This is a genomic window from Streptomyces sp. NPDC054866 (assembly GCF_053610745.1).
Genome location: NZ_JBSGZA010000016.1, coordinates 1 through 16,152, shown reverse-complemented (window position 1 = coordinate 16,152; position 16,152 = coordinate 1). Strand labels below are relative to the sequence as shown.

Here is a 16,152-nt window from a genome sequence, read left to right as displayed (position 1 = left end):
GGCCGGCGCGCCGCAGGGGGCGCGGCGGCCGTCGGGAGGAGCTAGGCGCTGGCCAGGCGGGCCAGCTGGGCGTTGACCGCGGCGACGAGTGCGCGAGGGGTGGTGTTGTCCGTGAACACCTCGTCGTCGAGCTCGATGCCGAATTCGCGTTCGATGCGGCCGCCGGTCTCGAGGAGGGCGAGGGATTCGTAGCCCAGCACCTCGAAGTCGGTGTCCAGGATGTTGCCGTCGAGATCCACGCTCTCGTCGGCTCCCGCACCGTCCAGAAGGATGCGGGTGAGGTCTTGGAGGGTGAATTCCTGCTCTGACATGTGGTTCCCTTCATCGGTCTGCCGCATCCGGGGTACGCGGACACGGGGCGTGTGGGGGGCGTCCGCCGCCGGCCGGGGGAAGACGGCGGCGGACGCCGGTCGATGGCTCAGTCGACGGCTCGCAGGACCATCGCGGAGTTGAATCCGCCGTGCCCGCGGGCGAGGACGAGCGCCGTGCGCACCGAGGCGGTGCGCGGGTGTGTGGTGACCAGGTCGATGTCGTATTCGGGCGATGGCTCCACGTGGGCGGTCGGAGGGATCAGGCCCTCCCGGATGGTCAGGGCGGCGCAGACCACGTCGAGGGGCGCGGCCCCGGCGCAGAGCCGGCCGATGGTGGTCTTCGGGGCGGTCACCGGGACGGCGAACACGCCGAACACCGCGGTCAGCGCGTCGGCCTCCTCGCGGTCGAGTCGCAAGGTGCCCGCGGCGTCGGCGAAGACGACGTCGATCTCCGAGGCGGGGAGGGCGGCGTCGGTGAGCGCGAGGTCGATGGCACGGCGCAGGCCGGGTGCCCGCCCGCTGCCGGGCCGGGGGTCGAAGGTCGAGGCGTGGCCCGCGATCTCGCAGTACACGTTGGCGGCGCCGCGCTCGATCGAGTTCCGCTCGGCCTCCAGGACCAGCAGCGCTCCGCCCTCTCCGGGGACGTGGCCGTCGGCGGCGCGGTCGAAGGGCAGGTAGGCGCGCTCGGGGCGGTCGCTGCCGCTGACGTGGCCGCCTGCCAGGTGGGTGACCCACCCCCAGGGGCACAGGGACGCGTCGATGCCGCCGCTGACCATCAGCTTGCCGCCACGGCGGATCTGGCGGCGGGCCTGGGCGAGGGCGTCGAGGCCGCCCGCCTGGTCGCCGACGAGCACTCCGGCGTGACCGCGCAGTTCGTTGCGGACCGATATCTGCCCGCTGTTGGCGGCGTGGAACGAGGCGAAGGACTGGTACGCGCTGACGTATCTGTTGCCCTGGGACCACAGTTTCCTGAGCTCGTCCTGTCCGAACTCGACGCCGCCGAAGCCCGCGGCGGTGACGACGCCGACGTCGTACTCGGGAAGCGTGCCGGGGTCCACGCCCGCGTCCTCGAAGGCGTGGGAGGCAGCCGTCAGGGCGAGCTGGGTCGACCGGTCGGTCTGCCGGACGAGCCGGCCGGGCAGATGGTCCTGCGGGGTGAAGTCGGGTATCTCACCGGCGAGTTGGGCCGGGTAGGGCGAGGGGTCGAAGCGGGTGAGCCGGCCGATGGCGTTCTTGCCGACGCGTGTGGCGGCCCAGAAGTCCGCCACGCCCATCCCGTGGGGGGTGGCGACGCCGATGCCGGTGACCAGGGTCCGGATCTTCATGCCGCGCTCCTGTCCGGCCGGGCCAGCACCATCGCGCTCTGGAATCCGCCGAATCCGCTGGCGACGGTGAGCACGGTGTCGGTGCGGTGCTCACGCGCGGTCAGGGGGACGTAGTCGAGGTCGCACTGGGGGTCGGCGGTATGCAGGTTCGCGGTCGGCGGCACCACGTGGTGGCGCATCGACAGGACCGACGCGGCGATCTCCAGGGAGCCGACCGAGCCCAGCGAGTGGCCCACCATGGATTTGATGGAGCTCACCGGTGTGCGGTGGGCGTGTGCGCCGAGCCCGCGTTTGAACGCCGCGGTCTCGTGGCGGTCGTTCTGTTTCGTGCCCGAGCCGTGGGCGTTGACGTAGTCGATGTCCTCGGGGTTGGTCCGTGCCTCGTCGAGCGCGACGGTGATGGCCTCGGCCAGCTCCCGTCCGTCGGGGCGCAGTCCGGTCATGTGGAAGCCGTTGCTGCGCGTGGCGTAGCCGGCGATCTCGGCGTAGATCCTGGCGCCTCTGGCGCGCGCCGCGGTCAGCTCCTCCAGGACGAAGACCGCGGCCCCCTCACCGAGCACGAAACCGTCGCGGTCGGCGTCGAAGGGGCGGGAAGCGGTCTGCGGCTCGTCGTTGTGGGTGCTCGTGGCCTTGATCGCGTCGAAGGAGGCCAGCGTGATCGGCGTGATCGGCGCGTCCGTCGCGCCGGTGATCATCACGTCCGCCGAGCCTTCCCTGATCAGATCGGCCGCGTGGGCGACGGCGTCGAGGCCCGATGTGCAGCCGGTGGACACGACGGTGGCGGGTCCCTCGGCGCCGGCGGTCCAGGCCACCTCGGCCGCGAACGAGCTCGGTACGGCGTGCCGGTACAGGTGCCCCGAGGCGTAGCGGACGTCGACGAGGTCGAGTCGTCCGTCGTCGCTGACCACGCGGTACTCGGCGTCGAGTCCCCCCGCCGCGCCGACTCCGCTGCCGATGCTGACGCCGGTGCGGTGCGGTGCGGGTCCGGCGCCTTCGAGCCCGCTGTCGGCGAGGGCCTCGCGGGTGCTGACCACGGCGAACTGGGCGGCGCGGTCCATGCGTCGTATCTCCTGCGGGGTCAGCCCGTGTCGCGCCGGGTCGAAGTCGATCTCGGCCGCCACGCGGGAGCGGAAGGGGCTCGGATCGAAGAGGGTGATGCCCCGGGTCGCGGTGCGGCCGGAGCTCAGCAGGTCCCAGAAACCTTCGATGCCGGTGCCGCCCGGCGCGAGCACGCCCACGCCCGTGATCACTACCCGTCGGTTCACTGGTGGCCTCTTTCACACGGCGGCTCAGGACAGAGCGGCGGATGTTGGCTACGAGCTTGTTCGCCCGGCGAAGGTGCTTCAAGGCACCGCCGGTCAGGTCCGGGTGATGTTTCTTCAGGCCTTCGCACGAGGCATCACGGCAGGTGAGAGAAACTACAGAGAAGTGCAAGGACGGCTGATACGTGCCGGTGCGGTGCCGCTCGAACACGAAAGGTCCCCCGGCCCTGTCGGGCCGGGGGACTCAGGTGGTGGCACGGGTAGCGCGGGGAGGGCCGTACGGGGTGGGTGTCAGGCGCAGCAGACCGGCAGCCCGCCGTGGAAGGTGATCATCTCGGAGAAGAGTTCACCGATGTCCAGTTGGTGCCCCGGCAGCGCGCCGGCCGCTTCGGCGTAGGCGCGGTGCAGGTTGGGCACGAGGCGTTCTCTGTCGAGGAGCGCCGCGAACTCGCCCAGGTCCGCCTCGTGCGCCGCCTGTAGCGGGGTGAGCCCCGCGGCGATGCCGTCGGAGGCGAGGCGTTGGACGTAGCGCAGGTAGTTCTCGGTGGCGTCCAGGAGCTCGGGCCCGCCGACCGGGCCGTGCCCGGCGACGACCGTGCGCGGCGCGAGGGCGCGCAGCTTCCCGATCACGGCGAGCGAACCGGCGACCGATCCGGTGAGGCAGAACGGGGTGGCTCCGGACATCACGACGTCCCCGGTGAACAGGACCCGCTGCTCGGGCAGCCACACGACGGTGTCGTTGGTGGTGTGGGCTGTCCCCAGGTGCATGAGTTCGGCGCGGACATCGCCCAGATGGAGCGTGAGGGGTTCCCGGAAGGTGAGGCTCGGGAGTTCCACCGTGATGTCGCCCCAGCGGACGTCGGGCCACAGGCCGGTCAGATGGAGACCGGCGAGCTCCATCTCGGCCCTGGTGCCCTCGTGCGCGATGATCACCGCGTCGTCGGCGAAGACACTGTTGCCGAAGGTGTGGTCACCGTGCGGATGGGTGTTGACGACGTAACGCGGGCCCCGTGGCGAGACCTTGGCGACCGCGTCCCTGAGGGCCAGCGCGCGGTCCTGGGTGGCGGCGGTGTCGATGAGTGCCGCTCGGCCGCCGGCCGTGATCAGGCCGGCGTTGTTCAGGCACCAGCCGCCGTCCGGCTGGACGTACGCGTACACATGCTCGGCGACCTCGTGCAGATGCGCGGCGAGGCGGGGCTCGTGGATCACTGCTGTCTCCAGGCTGCAGGGCTTCCCGGCACGTCGACCGCGGTCAACCGGCCGCGGTGAGGGCGAGGTTCTCGGGCCGGGTGAAGTCACGGTTGTAGTAGACGAGCGGCTCGGAACCGCCGATGAACACCGCGTCGACCCGGCCGACCAGGATGCTGTGGTCACCGCCGTCCAGGACCTCGTGCAGGGTGCAGGCGACGCGGGCCGCGGCGGTGCTCAGCCCGGGCAGGCCGTACTCGCAGGGTTCCATGTCGCCGTCGGCGAACTTGTCGTGGCCCGAGCGGGCGAAGTGCCGGGCGACGGCGGACTGGTCCACGGACAGGACGTTGACCAGGAACCGGTCCGCCGCGACGAACGCGCCGTGGCAGGAGGCCGTTCTGGCGGGGCAGACGAGGACGAGTGGCGGGTCGAGGGACAGCGAGCTGAACGAGCTCGCCGTGAATCCCCAGCGACGCCCGGTCCTGTCCAAGGTGGTCACCACGGTGACCGGAGTGGGGACATGCGCCATGGCGCGTGCGAACTCCGAGGGGTCGATGACGGACAACGGTCCTCCCTGGCTCTCAATACTGCGATGTGGCTCCCCTGGTTCACGATCCGTGGCGGGCGCGGACGCGCGGCCACGCGCGGGGAATGCGAGGGGTCTCGGCCCCGCTCCGTGGTGAGGTTCACGGCGACGCACGGACCACCATGGCCGAGTTGAATCCGCCGCGGCCGCGGGCGAGGACCAGGGCGGTACGCAGCCCCGGTGCGGGGCGGGTGCGGGTCACCAGGTCGATCGGGCAGTCCGAGGCCGTGTCCCGGACGTTGATGGTGGGTGGGATCACCTGGTCACGCAGGGCCAGCAGGGCCGCGGCCAGGTCGAGGGACGCGGCGCCCGCGGCGAGGCGGCCCGTCATGGTCTTGGGCGCGGTGACGGGAACGCCTCGCTCGCCGAACAGGCCGGTGAGCGCCTCGGCCTCCTCGCGGTCCGCGCCGCGCCGCCCGGCGGCGTCGGCGAAGACGACGTCGACGTCCGCGGGGCTCACCCCGGCGTCCCGCAGGGCGAGTTCGGCGGCGGCGCCCAGTCGTGCGCCGCCCGGGCTGCCGGGGGCCGCGTCGAAGGTGGCCGCGTATCCGGCGACCGAGCCGTAGCCGCGGGCGCCGCGTTCGGCGGCCCACGCCGCGTCCTCCAGGACGAGCAGGGCGCCGCCCTCGCCGACGACGTGGCCGTCGGCTTCGGCGGAGAACGGGAGGTAGGCACGGGCCGGGTCCGCGCTGGTGCTCAGTTCCCCGCCGGCCAGGTGCGCGGCCCAGCCCCAGGGGCAGATCGAGGAGTCGACACCACCGGTGACCAGGAGCTTCACGCCCTTGCGCAGCTGCCGTCTGGCCTGGGCGACGGCATCGAGTCCGCCTGCCTGGTCGGTGACGAGCACTCCGCTCGGCCCGCGCAGCCCGTTCCTGATGGAGATCTGGCCGGTGTTGACGGCATAGAACCAGGCGAAGGACTGGTAGGCGCTGACGTACTGGCCGCCCTGGCTCCACAGCGCCTGGAGTTCTCGTTGGCCGAACTCGAAGCCGCCCGCGGAGCTGGCGGTGACGACGCCTGCGGCGTAGTCGGGGAGCTGGTCGGTGTCCACTCCGGCGTTGGCGAGGGCCTCGTCGGCGGCGACCAGGGCGAGCCGTGTCATGGGGTCGGTCTGCGGCAGCAGCCGGCCCGGCAGATGTTGTGCGGCGTCGAAATCCGGTACCTCTCCGGCGAGTCGGGCCGGATACGGTTCGGCGTCGAAGCGCGTCAGCGGCCGGATGCCGCTCTCGCCGCGCAGCACGGCTGCCCACCAGGCCTCGGTGCCCAGGCCGTTCGGCGCGGTGACGCCGATGCCGGTGACGACCGGCGAGGCGGTCGCCGGCGCGGTGCCGGTGGAGGGCTTGTCCAGGGTCTCGGTGCTCATGCTGCCGCTCCCAGCTGTGGGCGGGTGAGGATCATGGCGCTCTGGAAGCCGCCGAACCCGCTGCCCACGCTGAGTACGGTGTCGGTGGGCTGTTCGCGCGCGGTGAGCGGCGTGTAGTCCAGATCGCAGGCGGGGTCGGGCTGGTGCAGGTTCGCGGTGGGCGGCACCGTGTTGTACTCGATCGCGAGGGCGCAGGCCGCCACTTCCAGGGCGCCGATGGCCCCGAGCGAGTGGCCGATCATCGACTTGATCGAGCTGATGGGGACGTTGCGGGCGTGCTCGCCGAGGCTGCGCTTGAAGGCGGCAGTCTCGTGCCGGTCGTTCTGTTTGGTCCCCGAGCCGTGTGCGTTGATGTAGTCGACGGCGGTCGCGTCGATCCTGGCCTCGTCGAGGGCGACCCTGATGGCCTCGGCCATCTCGACACCGTCGGGGCGCAGACCTGTCATGTGGTACGCGTTGCAGCGGCTGGCGAAGCCGGATATCTCCGCGTAGACGTGGGCGCCCCGGCGGCGTGCGTGCTCCAGGTCCTCCAGGATGAGGACGGCCGATCCCTCGCCGAGCACGAATCCGTTGCGGGTGGCGTCGAAGGGCCTGGAGGCCGACTCGGGCTCGTCGTTACGCGGTGACGTGGCCTTGATGGCGTCGAAGCAGGCGACGGTGATGGGCGAGATGGGCGCTTCGGTGGCGCCCGCGATCATCACGTCGGCGCTGCCTTCGCGGATGAGCTCCACGGCGTGGCCGACGGCGTCGAGGCCGGAGGTGCACCCGGTGGAGACCATGGAGACGGGACCTTGCGCGCCTTGGCGCCGGGCGACCTCCGCTGCCATGGAGCTGGGCACGAAGTAGTCGAAGAGGTGCGGTACGGCCAGGGTGTGGTCGACGTTCCAGCCGCTGCCCGAGCGGCTGACGACGTCGTACTCGGTGTCGAGCCCCATGGTGCAGCCGACGGCGCTGCCGAGGGTGACGCCGGTGCGCGTCGGCTCCAGTTCCGCCATGCTCAGTCCGCTGTCGCCCATCGCCTCGGCGGCGGTGGTGACGGCGAACTGGGCGGCGCGGTCGAGACGGGCCGCCTCCTGTGGGCTGAAGCCGTGCCGGAGCGGGTCGAAGTCGGCCTCCGCCGCGATGCGGGAGCGGAACTGGGAGGCGTCGAAGAGGCTGATGCCGCGGGTCGCGGTGGTACCGGAGGTGAGCAGGGACCAGTACTCCTTGATACCCACTCCTCCGGGCGCGACCACGCCTATTCCGGTGATGACGACGCGACGGGTCATGGGGTGTCCTTCATCGGGTTCAGTCCTCCTGCGGTGCCTGGGGCGCCGTGCCGGCGCGGTGGTGCCACGTGCGCGGGACGGAGTGTCATGCGGCCGACGCCTCGGGAGTGAGGGCCGCCGTCCTGACGGCCACGGCCGCGCGCAGCACGGAGACCACGGTGCGCACATCGGCGTCGCTCAGGCCCGGGTGCAGGGGCAGGCACAGGGTGCGGTCGGCGGCCCAGTCGGACGCGGGCAGTTCGACGCCGGCCGCACCGTAGGCCGGGACCTTGTGGAGCGGGGCGTAGCGGAAGGTGGTGTAGATGTCCGCGCTGTACAGGTCGCCGGCGACCTCGTCCCGGATCCGCGGATCCATCTGGACCCAGTAGAAGTAGTGCGTGGACTCGTGGCCGTCGGGCAGCGCAGGTGGGGTCAACAGGCCCGGCAGATCGGCGAGTTCACGCTCGTACAGGGCTACGATCTCCTTGCGCCTGCCCACCAGTTCGGGGAGCCTGCGCAGTTGCACGGAGCCGATGGCCGCGGTCAGGTCGTTGCCGATGACGCGCCGGCCCGGTTCCGGGATGTCCAGCTCCCACCAGCGTGCGGAGACCTTCGCGTAGCCGAAGCCGCTGGCCTGGGCGAGCCCGTGGTAGGCCAGGCGCCGTACGCGGGCGGCCTGTTCCGCGTCCTTGACGTAGATCATGCCTCCGTCACCGGTCACCATGACCTTCATCGCGTCGAAGCTCCACATGGCGAGGTCACCGAAGGTGCCGAGAGCCTGTCCGTCCACGCGGGACGCGACGGAGCAGGCGGCGTCCTCGACGAGCGTGATGCCCAGTTCACGGCAGCGTGCGGCGATCCGGACGATGTCACCCGGGTAGCCGCCGTAGTGCAGCACGACGACGGCCTTGGTGCGCTCCGTCAGGACGTGCTCGATGTCCTCGAGGGTGGGGTTGAGGGTGCGCCGGTCGGCGTCGCAGAACACCGGACGCGCCCCGGTGCTGACCACCGCGTTCGCGGCGGCGAGGAAGCTCAGCGAGGGCAGCACGACCTCGTCGCCGGGCTTCAGGTCGAGCGACTCCATGGCGAGGAACAGGCCTGCGGTACCGGAGTTGATGAAGACGACGTGCTCGGGCGCAACGTCGAGGTGCGCCGCGAACGCCGCTTCGAAGGCCTTCGTACGGGGCCCGTGACCGAGCCACCGGTCCTGGAACACCCCGGCAACCGCGTCGAGTTCTTCATCCCCTACCTGGGGCTGGAAGAGATTGATCATAGCCGCCTCTCACGTCGTGATGACCCCCCTGAGCGTGGGAAGACCCGCTCGACCCGGGGTCGAAGGCTGGTGGTGTTCCGGCCGGAACAGCACCATCGGCCCGCGGTGCGCTGCGGCGCCGGGGGTCCGTCCCGAGGCGGCTTCGAGTGCCTTTCCAGGGCCGGCCCCGAGCCTCCCTCTACGTACGTCACGTGCCGAGGTCGAGGAGATTGATGTCATGACGGATCAGGGCAAGCGGGTTGCTGTGGTCTCCGGCGCCACCAGCGGGATCGGTCTGGCGGTGGCCCGTCTTCTGGCCGCTCAGGATCACCGGGTGTTCATCGGCGCGCGCAGCGCCGACGAGGTCGCCGCGACCGTCAAGGAGTTGCAGGCCGAGGGCCTGGACGTGGACGGCTCGGTTCTCGACGTGCGTTCCGCGGAGCAGGTACGGGCGTGGATCCAGGGTGCCGTGGACCGCTTCGGCGGTGTCGACGTGGTCGTCAACAATGCCGGCCGCTCCGGGGGCGGGGTGACCGCGGACATCGACGACGAGCTGTGGAACGACGTCATCGACACCAATCTCAACAGCGTCTTCCGGGTCACGCGCGAGGCGCTCACCACCGGTGGGCTGCGGCACAAGTCGTGGGGCCGGATCATCAACATCGCGTCCACGGCGGGCAAGCAGGGCGTCGTCCTGGGTGCCCCGTACTCCGCGTCCAAGCACGGCGTCGTCGGCTTCACCAAGGCGCTGGGCAACGAGCTCGCCCCGACCGGCATCACCGTCAACGCCGTGTGCCCGGGCTATGTGGAGACCCCCATGGCCCAGCGGGTGCGGGCGGGCTACGCGGCCGCCTACGACACCACGGAGGCGGCGATTCTGGAGAAGTTCCAGGCCAAGATTCCCCTCGGCCGTTACTCCACCCCGGACGAGGTCGCGGGCCTGGTCGGCTATCTGGCCTCCGACACCGCTGCCTCTCTCACCTCGCAGGCCCTGAACGTCTGCGGCGGTCTCGGAAACTTCTGATCCCATCGACTCGTCGGAGGAACACCCATCATGACGACCCGTGAGGTGGAGCACGAGATCACGGTCCAGGCGCCTGCCGCCGCCGTGTACAGCCTGATCGCCGAGGTGCGGAACTGGCCGCGGATCTTCCCTCCCACCATCTACGTCGACCATGCCCCCCAGGGGCCGCACGAGGAGCTGATCCGGATCTGGGCCACCGCCAACGGTGAGGCCAAGGCCTGGACGTCGCGCCGCACGCTGGACCCCGAGGCGCTGCGGATCACGTTCCGGCAGGAGGTGTCCGCTCCCCCGGTCGCGTCGATGGGCGGCGCCTGGGTCATCGAACCGGTCTCCGCCGACTCGTCCCGGATCCGGCTGCTGCACGACTACCGCGCCGTCGACGACGATCCCGAGAGCCTCGAATGGATCGACCGGGCCGTCGACCGCAACTCGCGCTCCGAGCTGGCGGCCCTCAAGCAGAACGTCGAACTCGCCTATGCCTCGGAGGACTTGACGTTCTCCTTCGAGGACACCGTCCAGATCGCCGGATCGGCGAAGGACGTCTTCGACTTCATCGACCAGGCCGGGCTCTGGTCCGAGCGGCTGCCCCACGTGGCCACCGTCCGCCTTCAGGAGGACACCCCGGGGCTGCAGGAGCTGGAGATGGACACCCGCGCCAAGGACGGGTCGGTCCACACCACGAAGTCGTACCGGGTCACGTTCCCGCACCACAGAATCGCCTACAAGCAGACCACGCTGCCGGCGCTGATGACGCTGCACACGGGTTACTGGACCTTCGCGGAGAACGAGGCCGGAGTGGCCGCCTCCTCGCAGCACACCGTCACCATCAACACCGCCAACATCGCGGCGGTCCTCGGCCAGGACGCCACCGTCGCCGACGCCAAGGAGTACGTGCGCGCCGCGCTGAGCACCAACAGCCGTGCCACGCTGGGCCACGCCAAGGACCACGCCGAGCAGCGGGTGGCACGGTGAACGCCCGCACCCCGCGGGTCTGGTTCGTCACCGGCGCATCCCGCGGCCTCGGCCGGGCCATCGCCGAGGCCGTGCTGGACGCCGGCGACACCGTCGTGGCCACGGCCCGCAGTGTCGAGGCGCTGGACGGTCTGGTCGAGGCTCATGGCGAGCGGGTCGTCCCGCTGGTCCTCGATGTCACGGACCGCGCGGCGGTGTTCGCCTCGGTGGCCGAGGCCGTCGAACGGACCGGCCGCATCGACGTGGTGCTCAACAACGCGGGCTACGGGCTTTCCGGCGCCGTCGAGGAGGTCACCGAGCAGCAGGTCCGGGACCAGTTCGACGTGAACCTGTTCGGCGCGCTGTGGGTCACCCAGGCCGTGCTGCCGGTCATGCGCCGGCAGGGCGCCGGCCATCTGCTGCAGATGTCCAGCATCGCCGGTGTCACCACCTATCCGAATCTCGGCATGTACAGCGCGAGCAAGTGGGCGCTCGAAGCGGTCGGCGAGACGCTGGCGCAGGAGGCCGCTCAGTTCGGTGTCCGGGTCACGCTGGTCGAGGCCGGCGAGTTCCGCACCGAGTGGAGCGCGGGCAGCATGGTGCGCGCCACGCCCATGGCCGAGTACGACGAGGTGCTGGCCAAGCGCCGCCACGGTCTTTCCGGCGCCTACGCGCATCTGCAGCCCGGTGACCCGCGCAGGGCGGGTGAGGCGCTGCTGAAGCTTGTCGACGCCGAAGAGCCGCCGCTGCGGCTGCTGTTGGGCAACAGCGCGGCCGACCTGGCACCCCAGGTGCTGCGCCGGCGGCTGGTCGAGTGGCGTGCCTGGGACAGCCTGACCCGCACCACCGACTTTCCCGCGCAGACCGCGCCCTGACCCTCCGGTTCCGCTCTCCCCGTGAAGGAGCCCCCGGCCTCTGGATGAATTCCGGGGGCCGGGGGCTTCGGTGTTGCCGGGCCGGTCAGTAGCGGTAGTGCTCGGGCTTGTACGGGCCCTCTACCTCTACGCCGATGTACGCGGCCTGCTCCGGGCGCAGCGTGGTGAGCTTGACGCCGAGGGCGTCCAGGTGGAGGCGGGCGACCTTCTCGTCCAGGTGCTTCGGGAGGACGTAGACGTCGGTGGGGTACTCCTCCTGCTTGGTGAACAGCTCGATCTGGGCCAGCGTCTGGTCCGCGAAGGAGTTGGACATCACGAAGGACGGGTGGCCGGTCGCGTTGCCCAGGTTCAGCAGACGGCCCTCGGACAACACGATCAGGACCTTGCCATCGGGGAACGTCCAGGTGTGGACCTGCGGCTTGACCTCGTCCTTGACGATCCCGGGGATCCTCGCCAGACCGGCCATGTCGATCTCGTTGTCGAAGTGGCCGATGTTCCCCACGATCGCCTGGTGCTTCATCTTTGCCATGTCCGAGGCCATGATGATGTCCTTGTTGCCCGTCGTGGTGACGAAGATGTCGACCTGGTCGACGACGTCGTCCAGCGTCGCCACCTGGTAGCCGTCCATCGCCGCCTGAAGCGCGCAGATCGGGTCGACCTCAGTGATGATCACCCGCGCACCCTGACCACGCAGCGACTCCGCACAGCCCTTGCCCACATCGCCGTAACCGCACACGAGCGCGGTCTTGCCGCCGATCAGGACATCCGTGGCACGGTTGATCCCGTCGATCAGCGAGTGACGGCAGCCGTACTTGTTGTCGAACTTCGACTTCGTCACCGCGTCGTTCACATTGATCGCCGGGAACAGCAGCGTGCCGTCACGGTGCATCTCGTACAGACGGTGGACACCCGTCGTGGTCTCCTCCGTCACACCACGGATCTCAGAAGCCAGCTGGGCCCAGTCGAGGGTGCTGTTCTCCAACAGGGCCCGCACCACCGCGAGTTCCTCGTTGTCCGCGGCGGGCAGCTCCCCCGTCTTCTGGTAGTCGACGCCGTTGTGGACGAGCATGGTGGCGTCGCCGCCGTCATCCAGGATCATGTTCGGGCCGACCTGCCCGGGCCAGGTCAGGGCCTGCTCCGTGCACCACCAGTACTCCTCCAGGGTCTCGCCCTTCCAGGCGAAGACCGGGATGCCGGCGGCGGCGACGGCCGCGGCCGCGTGGTCCTGGGTGGAGAAGATGTTGCAGGAGACCCAGCGGACCTCGGCGCCCAGGGCGACCAGGGTCTCGATGAGGACGGCGGTCTGCACGGTCATGTGCAGCGAGCCCGTGATCCGCGCGCCGGCCAGCGGCTGGGAGGCGGCGTACTCCTTGCGGATCGACATCAGGCCGGGCATCTCGTGCTCGGCGAGGGTGATCTCCTTGCGGCCGAACTCGGCGAGCGACAGGTCGGCGACCTTGAAGTCCGTGAAGTCAGCGGTGATCTGCGAGGACATACGGTCCACTCCTTGAGTTCAGTACGTTGCGGTGTATCTCAAGCGCTGCCGTCGAGCGGTTGAGCGTGATGTAGTGCAGTCCGGGGGCCCCTTCGGCCAGCAGCCGCTCGGCCATGACGGTGGCGTACTCGACGCCGATGCGGTGTCCTTCGGCCGGGTTGTCGCGCGCGGCTTCGAGGCGGTGCGCCAGGTCCTCGGGGAACGCGGCGCCGCTGAGTTCGGCGAAGCGGCTGATCTGACGCACATCGGTGGCCGGCATGATCTCCGGAATGATCGGGGTGTCACAGCCCGCGGCGGCCACCCGCTCGCGCAGCCGCAGATAGTCCTCCACCCGGAAGAACATCTGAGTGATGGCGTAGTCGGCGCCCGCCCGGCACTTGGCGACGAAATGGCGGATGTCCGAGTCCCAGTCCGGCGAACGCGGATGACGTTCGGGAAAGGCCGCGACACCGACCGTGAAGTCGCCCAACTCCCGGACGAGGGACACGAGTTCGTGGGCGTGGGTCAGGCCGTCCGGGTGCGGGATCCACGGACCGTTCGGGTCGCCGGGCGGGTCGCCGCGCACGACGAGGACGTCCCGGACACCCGCGTCGGCGTACTGGCCGACAATGCGGCGCAGCTCCGCCACCGAGTGCCCGACCGCGGTCAGATGGGCTACGGGGCTCATCGTCGTCTCGGCCGCGACCCGTTTCGTCAGCTCGACGGTACGGTCCCGGGAGGATCCGCCGGCGCCATAGGTGACGGACACGAAGTCCGGGGCGAGCGGTTCGACGCGGCGGATCGCCTCCCACAGCGTGCGCTCCCCCTTGGGGGTCTTGGGCGGGAAGAACTCGAAGGAGAAAGTCGGCATCAGCGGCCTCCGCCGGCGTTGAAGTAGCTCGCCTCGGGGTGGTGGAGCACGATCGCGTCGGTGGACTGCTCGGGGTGGAGCTGGAACTCCTCGGAGAGGACGACGCCGATGCGCTCCGGGCGGAGCAGATCCGCGATCTTGGCGCGGTCCTCCAGGTCGGGGCAGGCCGGGTAGCCCAGGGAGTACCGGCACCCCTGGTACTCGGTACGGAACATGCCCTCCATCGCGGACGGGTCACTTCCGTCGATGCCGAGCTCGGCGCGCACGCGGGAGTGCCAGTACTCGGCGAGTGCTTCGGCCAACTGCACGGACAGGCCGTGCAGTTCGAGGTAGTCGCGGTAGGAGTCGGCGGCGAACAGCTCGGCGGCGGCCTCGCCGATCTTCGAGCCGACGGTGACGACTTGCAGGCCGACGACGTCGGTCTCGCCGGACTCCTCGGGGCGGAAGAAGTCCGCGAGGCACAGGTTCCGGCCGCGGCGCTGGCGCGGGAAGGTGAACCGGGTCCGCTCGTTCCCGTCGTCGTCCAGGAGGATCAGGTCGTCGCCCTTGGAGACGCAGGGGAAGTAGCCGTGGACGACGGCCGCTTCGAGCAGATTCTCCGTGCGCAGCCGGTCGAGCCACATGCGCAGCCTCGGCCGGCCCTCGCTCTCGATGGTGTCGCCCTTGAGCCCCCACTGGCCCTTGAACAGGGCGTTCTCGTCGAGCCAGGAGGCGTACTCCTTGAGGTGAATGCCCTTGACGACGCGGGTGCCGCGGAACGGCGGCTCGGGGACGGGGTTGTCGGTCGCGACGTCCGAGCGTCCGATCTCCTGCGGCTCCTCCAGCACCACCTCCCGCTTCGGAACGCGGCGTTGCTTGAGTTCGGGGAGTGTGGCGCCGGGGACGCCGCGTTTGACGGCGATGAGGGCGTCCATGAGGCGCAGGCCTTCGAAGGCGTCGCGGGCGTAGCGGACTTCGCCTTCGTAGATCTCGTGGAGGTCTTGCTCGACGTAGGCGCGGGTGAGGGCGGCGCCGCCGAGGATGACGGGGAAGTCGGCGGCCATCTTGCGCTGGTTGAGCTCTTCCAGGTTCTCCTTCATGATCACCGTGGATTTCACGAGGAGGCCGGACATGCCGATCACGTCGGCGCGGTGCTCGGCGGCGGCGTCCAGGATCGCGGCGACCGGCTGCTTGATGCCGAGGTTGACCACGTTGTAGCCGTTGTTGGACAAGATGATGTCGACGAGGTTCTTGCCGATGTCATGGACGTCCCCGCGCACGGTGGCCAGGACGATGGTGCCCTTGCCCTCGGAGTCCGACTTCTCCATGTGCGGCTCCAGATGGGCGACCGCGGTCTTCATGACCTCGGCGGACTGCAGCACGAACGGCAGCTGCATCTGCCCGGAGCCGAACAGCTCACCGACGACCTTCATGCCCTCCAGGAGGGTGTCGTTGACAATGTCCAGGGCCGGGCGGGACTGCAGCGCCTCGTCCAGGTCGGTCTCCAGGCCCTTCTTTTCGCCGTCGATGATGCGGCGCTGGAGGCGCTCGTCCAGCGGCAGGGCGAGGAGTTCCTCGGCCTTGCCCTCCTTCATCGATTTCATGTTGACGCCCTCGAAGAGCTCCATGAGCTTCTGGAGGGGGTCGTAGCCTTCGCTGCGGCGGTCGTAGATCAGGTCGTGGGCGGCCTTGACCTGCTCGTCGTCGAGGCGCGCGATGGGCAGGATCTTGGAGGCGTGCACGATGGCCGAGTCCAGGCCCGCTTTGACGCACTCGTCCAGGAAGACGGAGTTCAGCACGACGCGGGCGGCGGGGTTGAGGCCGAAGGAGATGTTGGACAGGCCAAGGGTGGTCTGCACGTCGGGGTGGCGCTTCTTGAGCTCGCGGATCGCCTCGATGGTGGCGATGCCGTCCTTGCGGGATTCTTCCTGGCCGGTGCAGATGGTGAAGGTCAGGGTGTCGATGAGGATGTCCGACTCATGAATGCCCCAGGTGCCGGTCAGGTCGTCGATGAGGCGCTCGGCGATGGCGACCTTGTGCTCGACGGTGCGGGCCTGGCCCTCCTCGTCGATGGTCAGCGCGATGAGCGCCGCACCGTGCTCCCGGGCGAGCGCGGTCACCTTCGCGAAGCGGGAGTCGGGGCCGTCCCCGTCCTCGTAGTTGACCGAGTTGATGACCGCACGGCCGCCCAGCTTCTCCAACCCCGCCTGGATGACGGGGAGTTCGGTGGAGTCAAGGACGATGGGCAGGGTGGAGGCAGTCGCGAAGCGGCCCGCCAGCTCGGCCATGTCCGCGACGCCGTCGCGGCCCACGTAGTCGACGCACAGGTCGAGCATGTGGGCGCCCTCACGGATCTGGTCCCGGGCCATCTCCACACAGTCGTCCCAGCGGCCCTCCAGCATCGCCTCACGGAACTTCTTCGACCCATTGGCGTTCGTCCGCTC

At 70.1% G+C, this 16,152-nt stretch carries 14 protein-coding genes; 3 read left to right on the top strand and 11 right to left on the bottom strand.

Annotation, left to right across the window (positions count from 1 at the left end):
- Positions 1-41 precede the first annotated feature (41 nt).
- The 8 genes from ACWGI2_RS40990 to ACWGI2_RS40955 form a co-directional block, all read right to left on the bottom strand.
- Complete coding sequence (locus ACWGI2_RS40990; protein WP_160502152.1) at positions 42-311, bottom strand: acyl carrier protein; 270 nt, start codon at positions 309-311, stop codon at positions 42-44.
- Between the two features lie 107 nt (positions 312-418).
- The gene (locus ACWGI2_RS40985) at positions 419-1,636 is read right to left on the bottom strand and encodes a ketosynthase chain-length factor (RefSeq protein WP_453701089.1); all 1,218 of its coding nucleotides are present in this window, start codon (positions 1,634-1,636) and stop codon (positions 419-421) included.
- Positions 1,633-2,901: a beta-ketoacyl-[acyl-carrier-protein] synthase family protein gene (locus ACWGI2_RS40980; protein WP_453701087.1), complete on the bottom strand. Its 1,269-nt coding sequence runs from the start codon at positions 2,899-2,901 to the stop codon at positions 1,633-1,635. Before ACWGI2_RS40980 ends, ACWGI2_RS40985 begins: the two co-directional genes overlap by 4 nt.
- Before the next feature lie 288 nt (positions 2,902-3,189).
- Complete coding sequence (locus tag ACWGI2_RS40975) at positions 3,190-4,107, bottom strand: MBL fold metallo-hydrolase (RefSeq protein ID WP_453701086.1); 918 nt, start codon at positions 4,105-4,107, stop codon at positions 3,190-3,192.
- A 43-nt stretch (positions 4,108-4,150) separates the two neighbouring features.
- Positions 4,151-4,651: a flavin reductase family protein gene (locus ACWGI2_RS40970; RefSeq protein WP_237329999.1), complete on the bottom strand. Its 501-nt coding sequence runs from the start codon at positions 4,649-4,651 to the stop codon at positions 4,151-4,153.
- A 121-nt stretch (positions 4,652-4,772) separates the two neighbouring features.
- A complete protein-coding gene (locus ACWGI2_RS40965) occupies positions 4,773-6,035 on the bottom strand; it encodes a ketosynthase chain-length factor (RefSeq protein ID WP_453701084.1) in 1,263 nt (420 codons plus the stop codon).
- Positions 6,032-7,303, bottom strand: a complete 1,272-nt coding sequence (locus ACWGI2_RS40960; protein WP_453401120.1) for a beta-ketoacyl-[acyl-carrier-protein] synthase family protein — start codon at positions 7,301-7,303, stop codon at positions 6,032-6,034. The genes ACWGI2_RS40965 and ACWGI2_RS40960 overlap by 4 nt, the downstream gene beginning before the upstream one ends.
- A gap of 85 nt (positions 7,304-7,388) precedes the next feature.
- Positions 7,389-8,555, bottom strand: coding sequence for a DegT/DnrJ/EryC1/StrS family aminotransferase (locus ACWGI2_RS40955; RefSeq protein ID WP_453701082.1), 1,167 nt, complete (start codon positions 8,553-8,555; stop codon positions 7,389-7,391).
- A 217-nt stretch (positions 8,556-8,772) separates the two neighbouring features.
- Here ACWGI2_RS40955 and fabG point away from each other — a divergent pair, with 217 nt between their 5' ends.
- The 3 genes from fabG to ACWGI2_RS40940 are packed head-to-tail and all read left to right on the top strand — an operon-like array spanning position 8,773 to position 11,384.
- Entirely contained in the window at positions 8,773-9,558 is a 786-nt protein-coding gene (fabG, locus tag ACWGI2_RS40950; protein ID WP_160502146.1) for a 3-oxoacyl-ACP reductase FabG, read from the top strand.
- A gap of 30 nt (positions 9,559-9,588) precedes the next feature.
- Positions 9,589-10,530, top strand: coding sequence for an aromatase/cyclase (locus tag ACWGI2_RS40945; RefSeq protein WP_453701080.1), 942 nt, complete (start codon positions 9,589-9,591; stop codon positions 10,528-10,530).
- Positions 10,527-11,384, top strand: a complete 858-nt coding sequence (locus tag ACWGI2_RS40940; protein WP_453701079.1) for an oxidoreductase — start codon at positions 10,527-10,529, stop codon at positions 11,382-11,384. Before ACWGI2_RS40945 ends, ACWGI2_RS40940 begins: the two co-directional genes overlap by 4 nt.
- Before the next feature lie 85 nt (positions 11,385-11,469).
- On the opposite strand, the gene ahcY is transcribed toward ACWGI2_RS40940, so the two are convergent.
- The 3 genes from ahcY to ACWGI2_RS40925 form a co-directional block, all read right to left on the bottom strand.
- A complete protein-coding gene (gene ahcY / locus ACWGI2_RS40935; RefSeq protein ID WP_453701077.1) occupies positions 11,470-12,879 on the bottom strand; it encodes an adenosylhomocysteinase in 1,410 nt (469 codons plus the stop codon).
- Complete coding sequence (metF, locus tag ACWGI2_RS40930; RefSeq protein ID WP_453701076.1) at positions 12,857-13,729, bottom strand: methylenetetrahydrofolate reductase [NAD(P)H]; 873 nt, start codon at positions 13,727-13,729, stop codon at positions 12,857-12,859. The genes ahcY and metF overlap by 23 nt, the downstream gene beginning before the upstream one ends.
- A partial coding sequence (locus ACWGI2_RS40925) for a dihydropteroate synthase (protein WP_453701074.1) occupies positions 13,729-16,152 on the bottom strand: 2,424 nt, incomplete at its 5' end. The genes ACWGI2_RS40925 and metF, both read right to left, overlap by 1 nt.

Excerpts from the sequence above, each read along its gene's own strand:
- ahcY (WP_453701077.1), bottom strand. The coding sequence starts at position 12,879 with ATGTCCTCGCAGATCACCGCTGACTTCACGGACTTCAAGGTCGCCGAC.
- ACWGI2_RS40945 (WP_453701080.1), top strand. The coding sequence starts at position 9,589 with ATGACGACCCGTGAGGTGGAGCACGAGATCACGGTCCAGGCGCCTGCC.
- ACWGI2_RS40985 (WP_453701089.1), bottom strand. The coding sequence starts at position 1,636 with ATGAAGATCCGGACCCTGGTCACCGGCATCGGCGTCGCCACCCCCCAC.
- metF (WP_453701076.1), bottom strand. The coding sequence starts at position 13,729 with ATGCCGACTTTCTCCTTCGAGTTCTTCCCGCCCAAGACCCCCAAGGGG.
- fabG (WP_160502146.1), top strand. The coding sequence starts at position 8,773 with ATGACGGATCAGGGCAAGCGGGTTGCTGTGGTCTCCGGCGCCACCAGC.
- ACWGI2_RS40960 (WP_453401120.1), bottom strand. The coding sequence starts at position 7,303 with ATGACCCGTCGCGTCGTCATCACCGGAATAGGCGTGGTCGCGCCCGGA.
- ACWGI2_RS40990 (WP_160502152.1), bottom strand. The coding sequence starts at position 311 with ATGTCAGAGCAGGAATTCACCCTCCAAGACCTCACCCGCATCCTTCTG.
- ACWGI2_RS40955 (WP_453701082.1), bottom strand. The coding sequence starts at position 8,555 with ATGATCAATCTCTTCCAGCCCCAGGTAGGGGATGAAGAACTCGACGCG.
- ACWGI2_RS40965 (WP_453701084.1), bottom strand. The coding sequence starts at position 6,035 with ATGAGCACCGAGACCCTGGACAAGCCCTCCACCGGCACCGCGCCGGCG.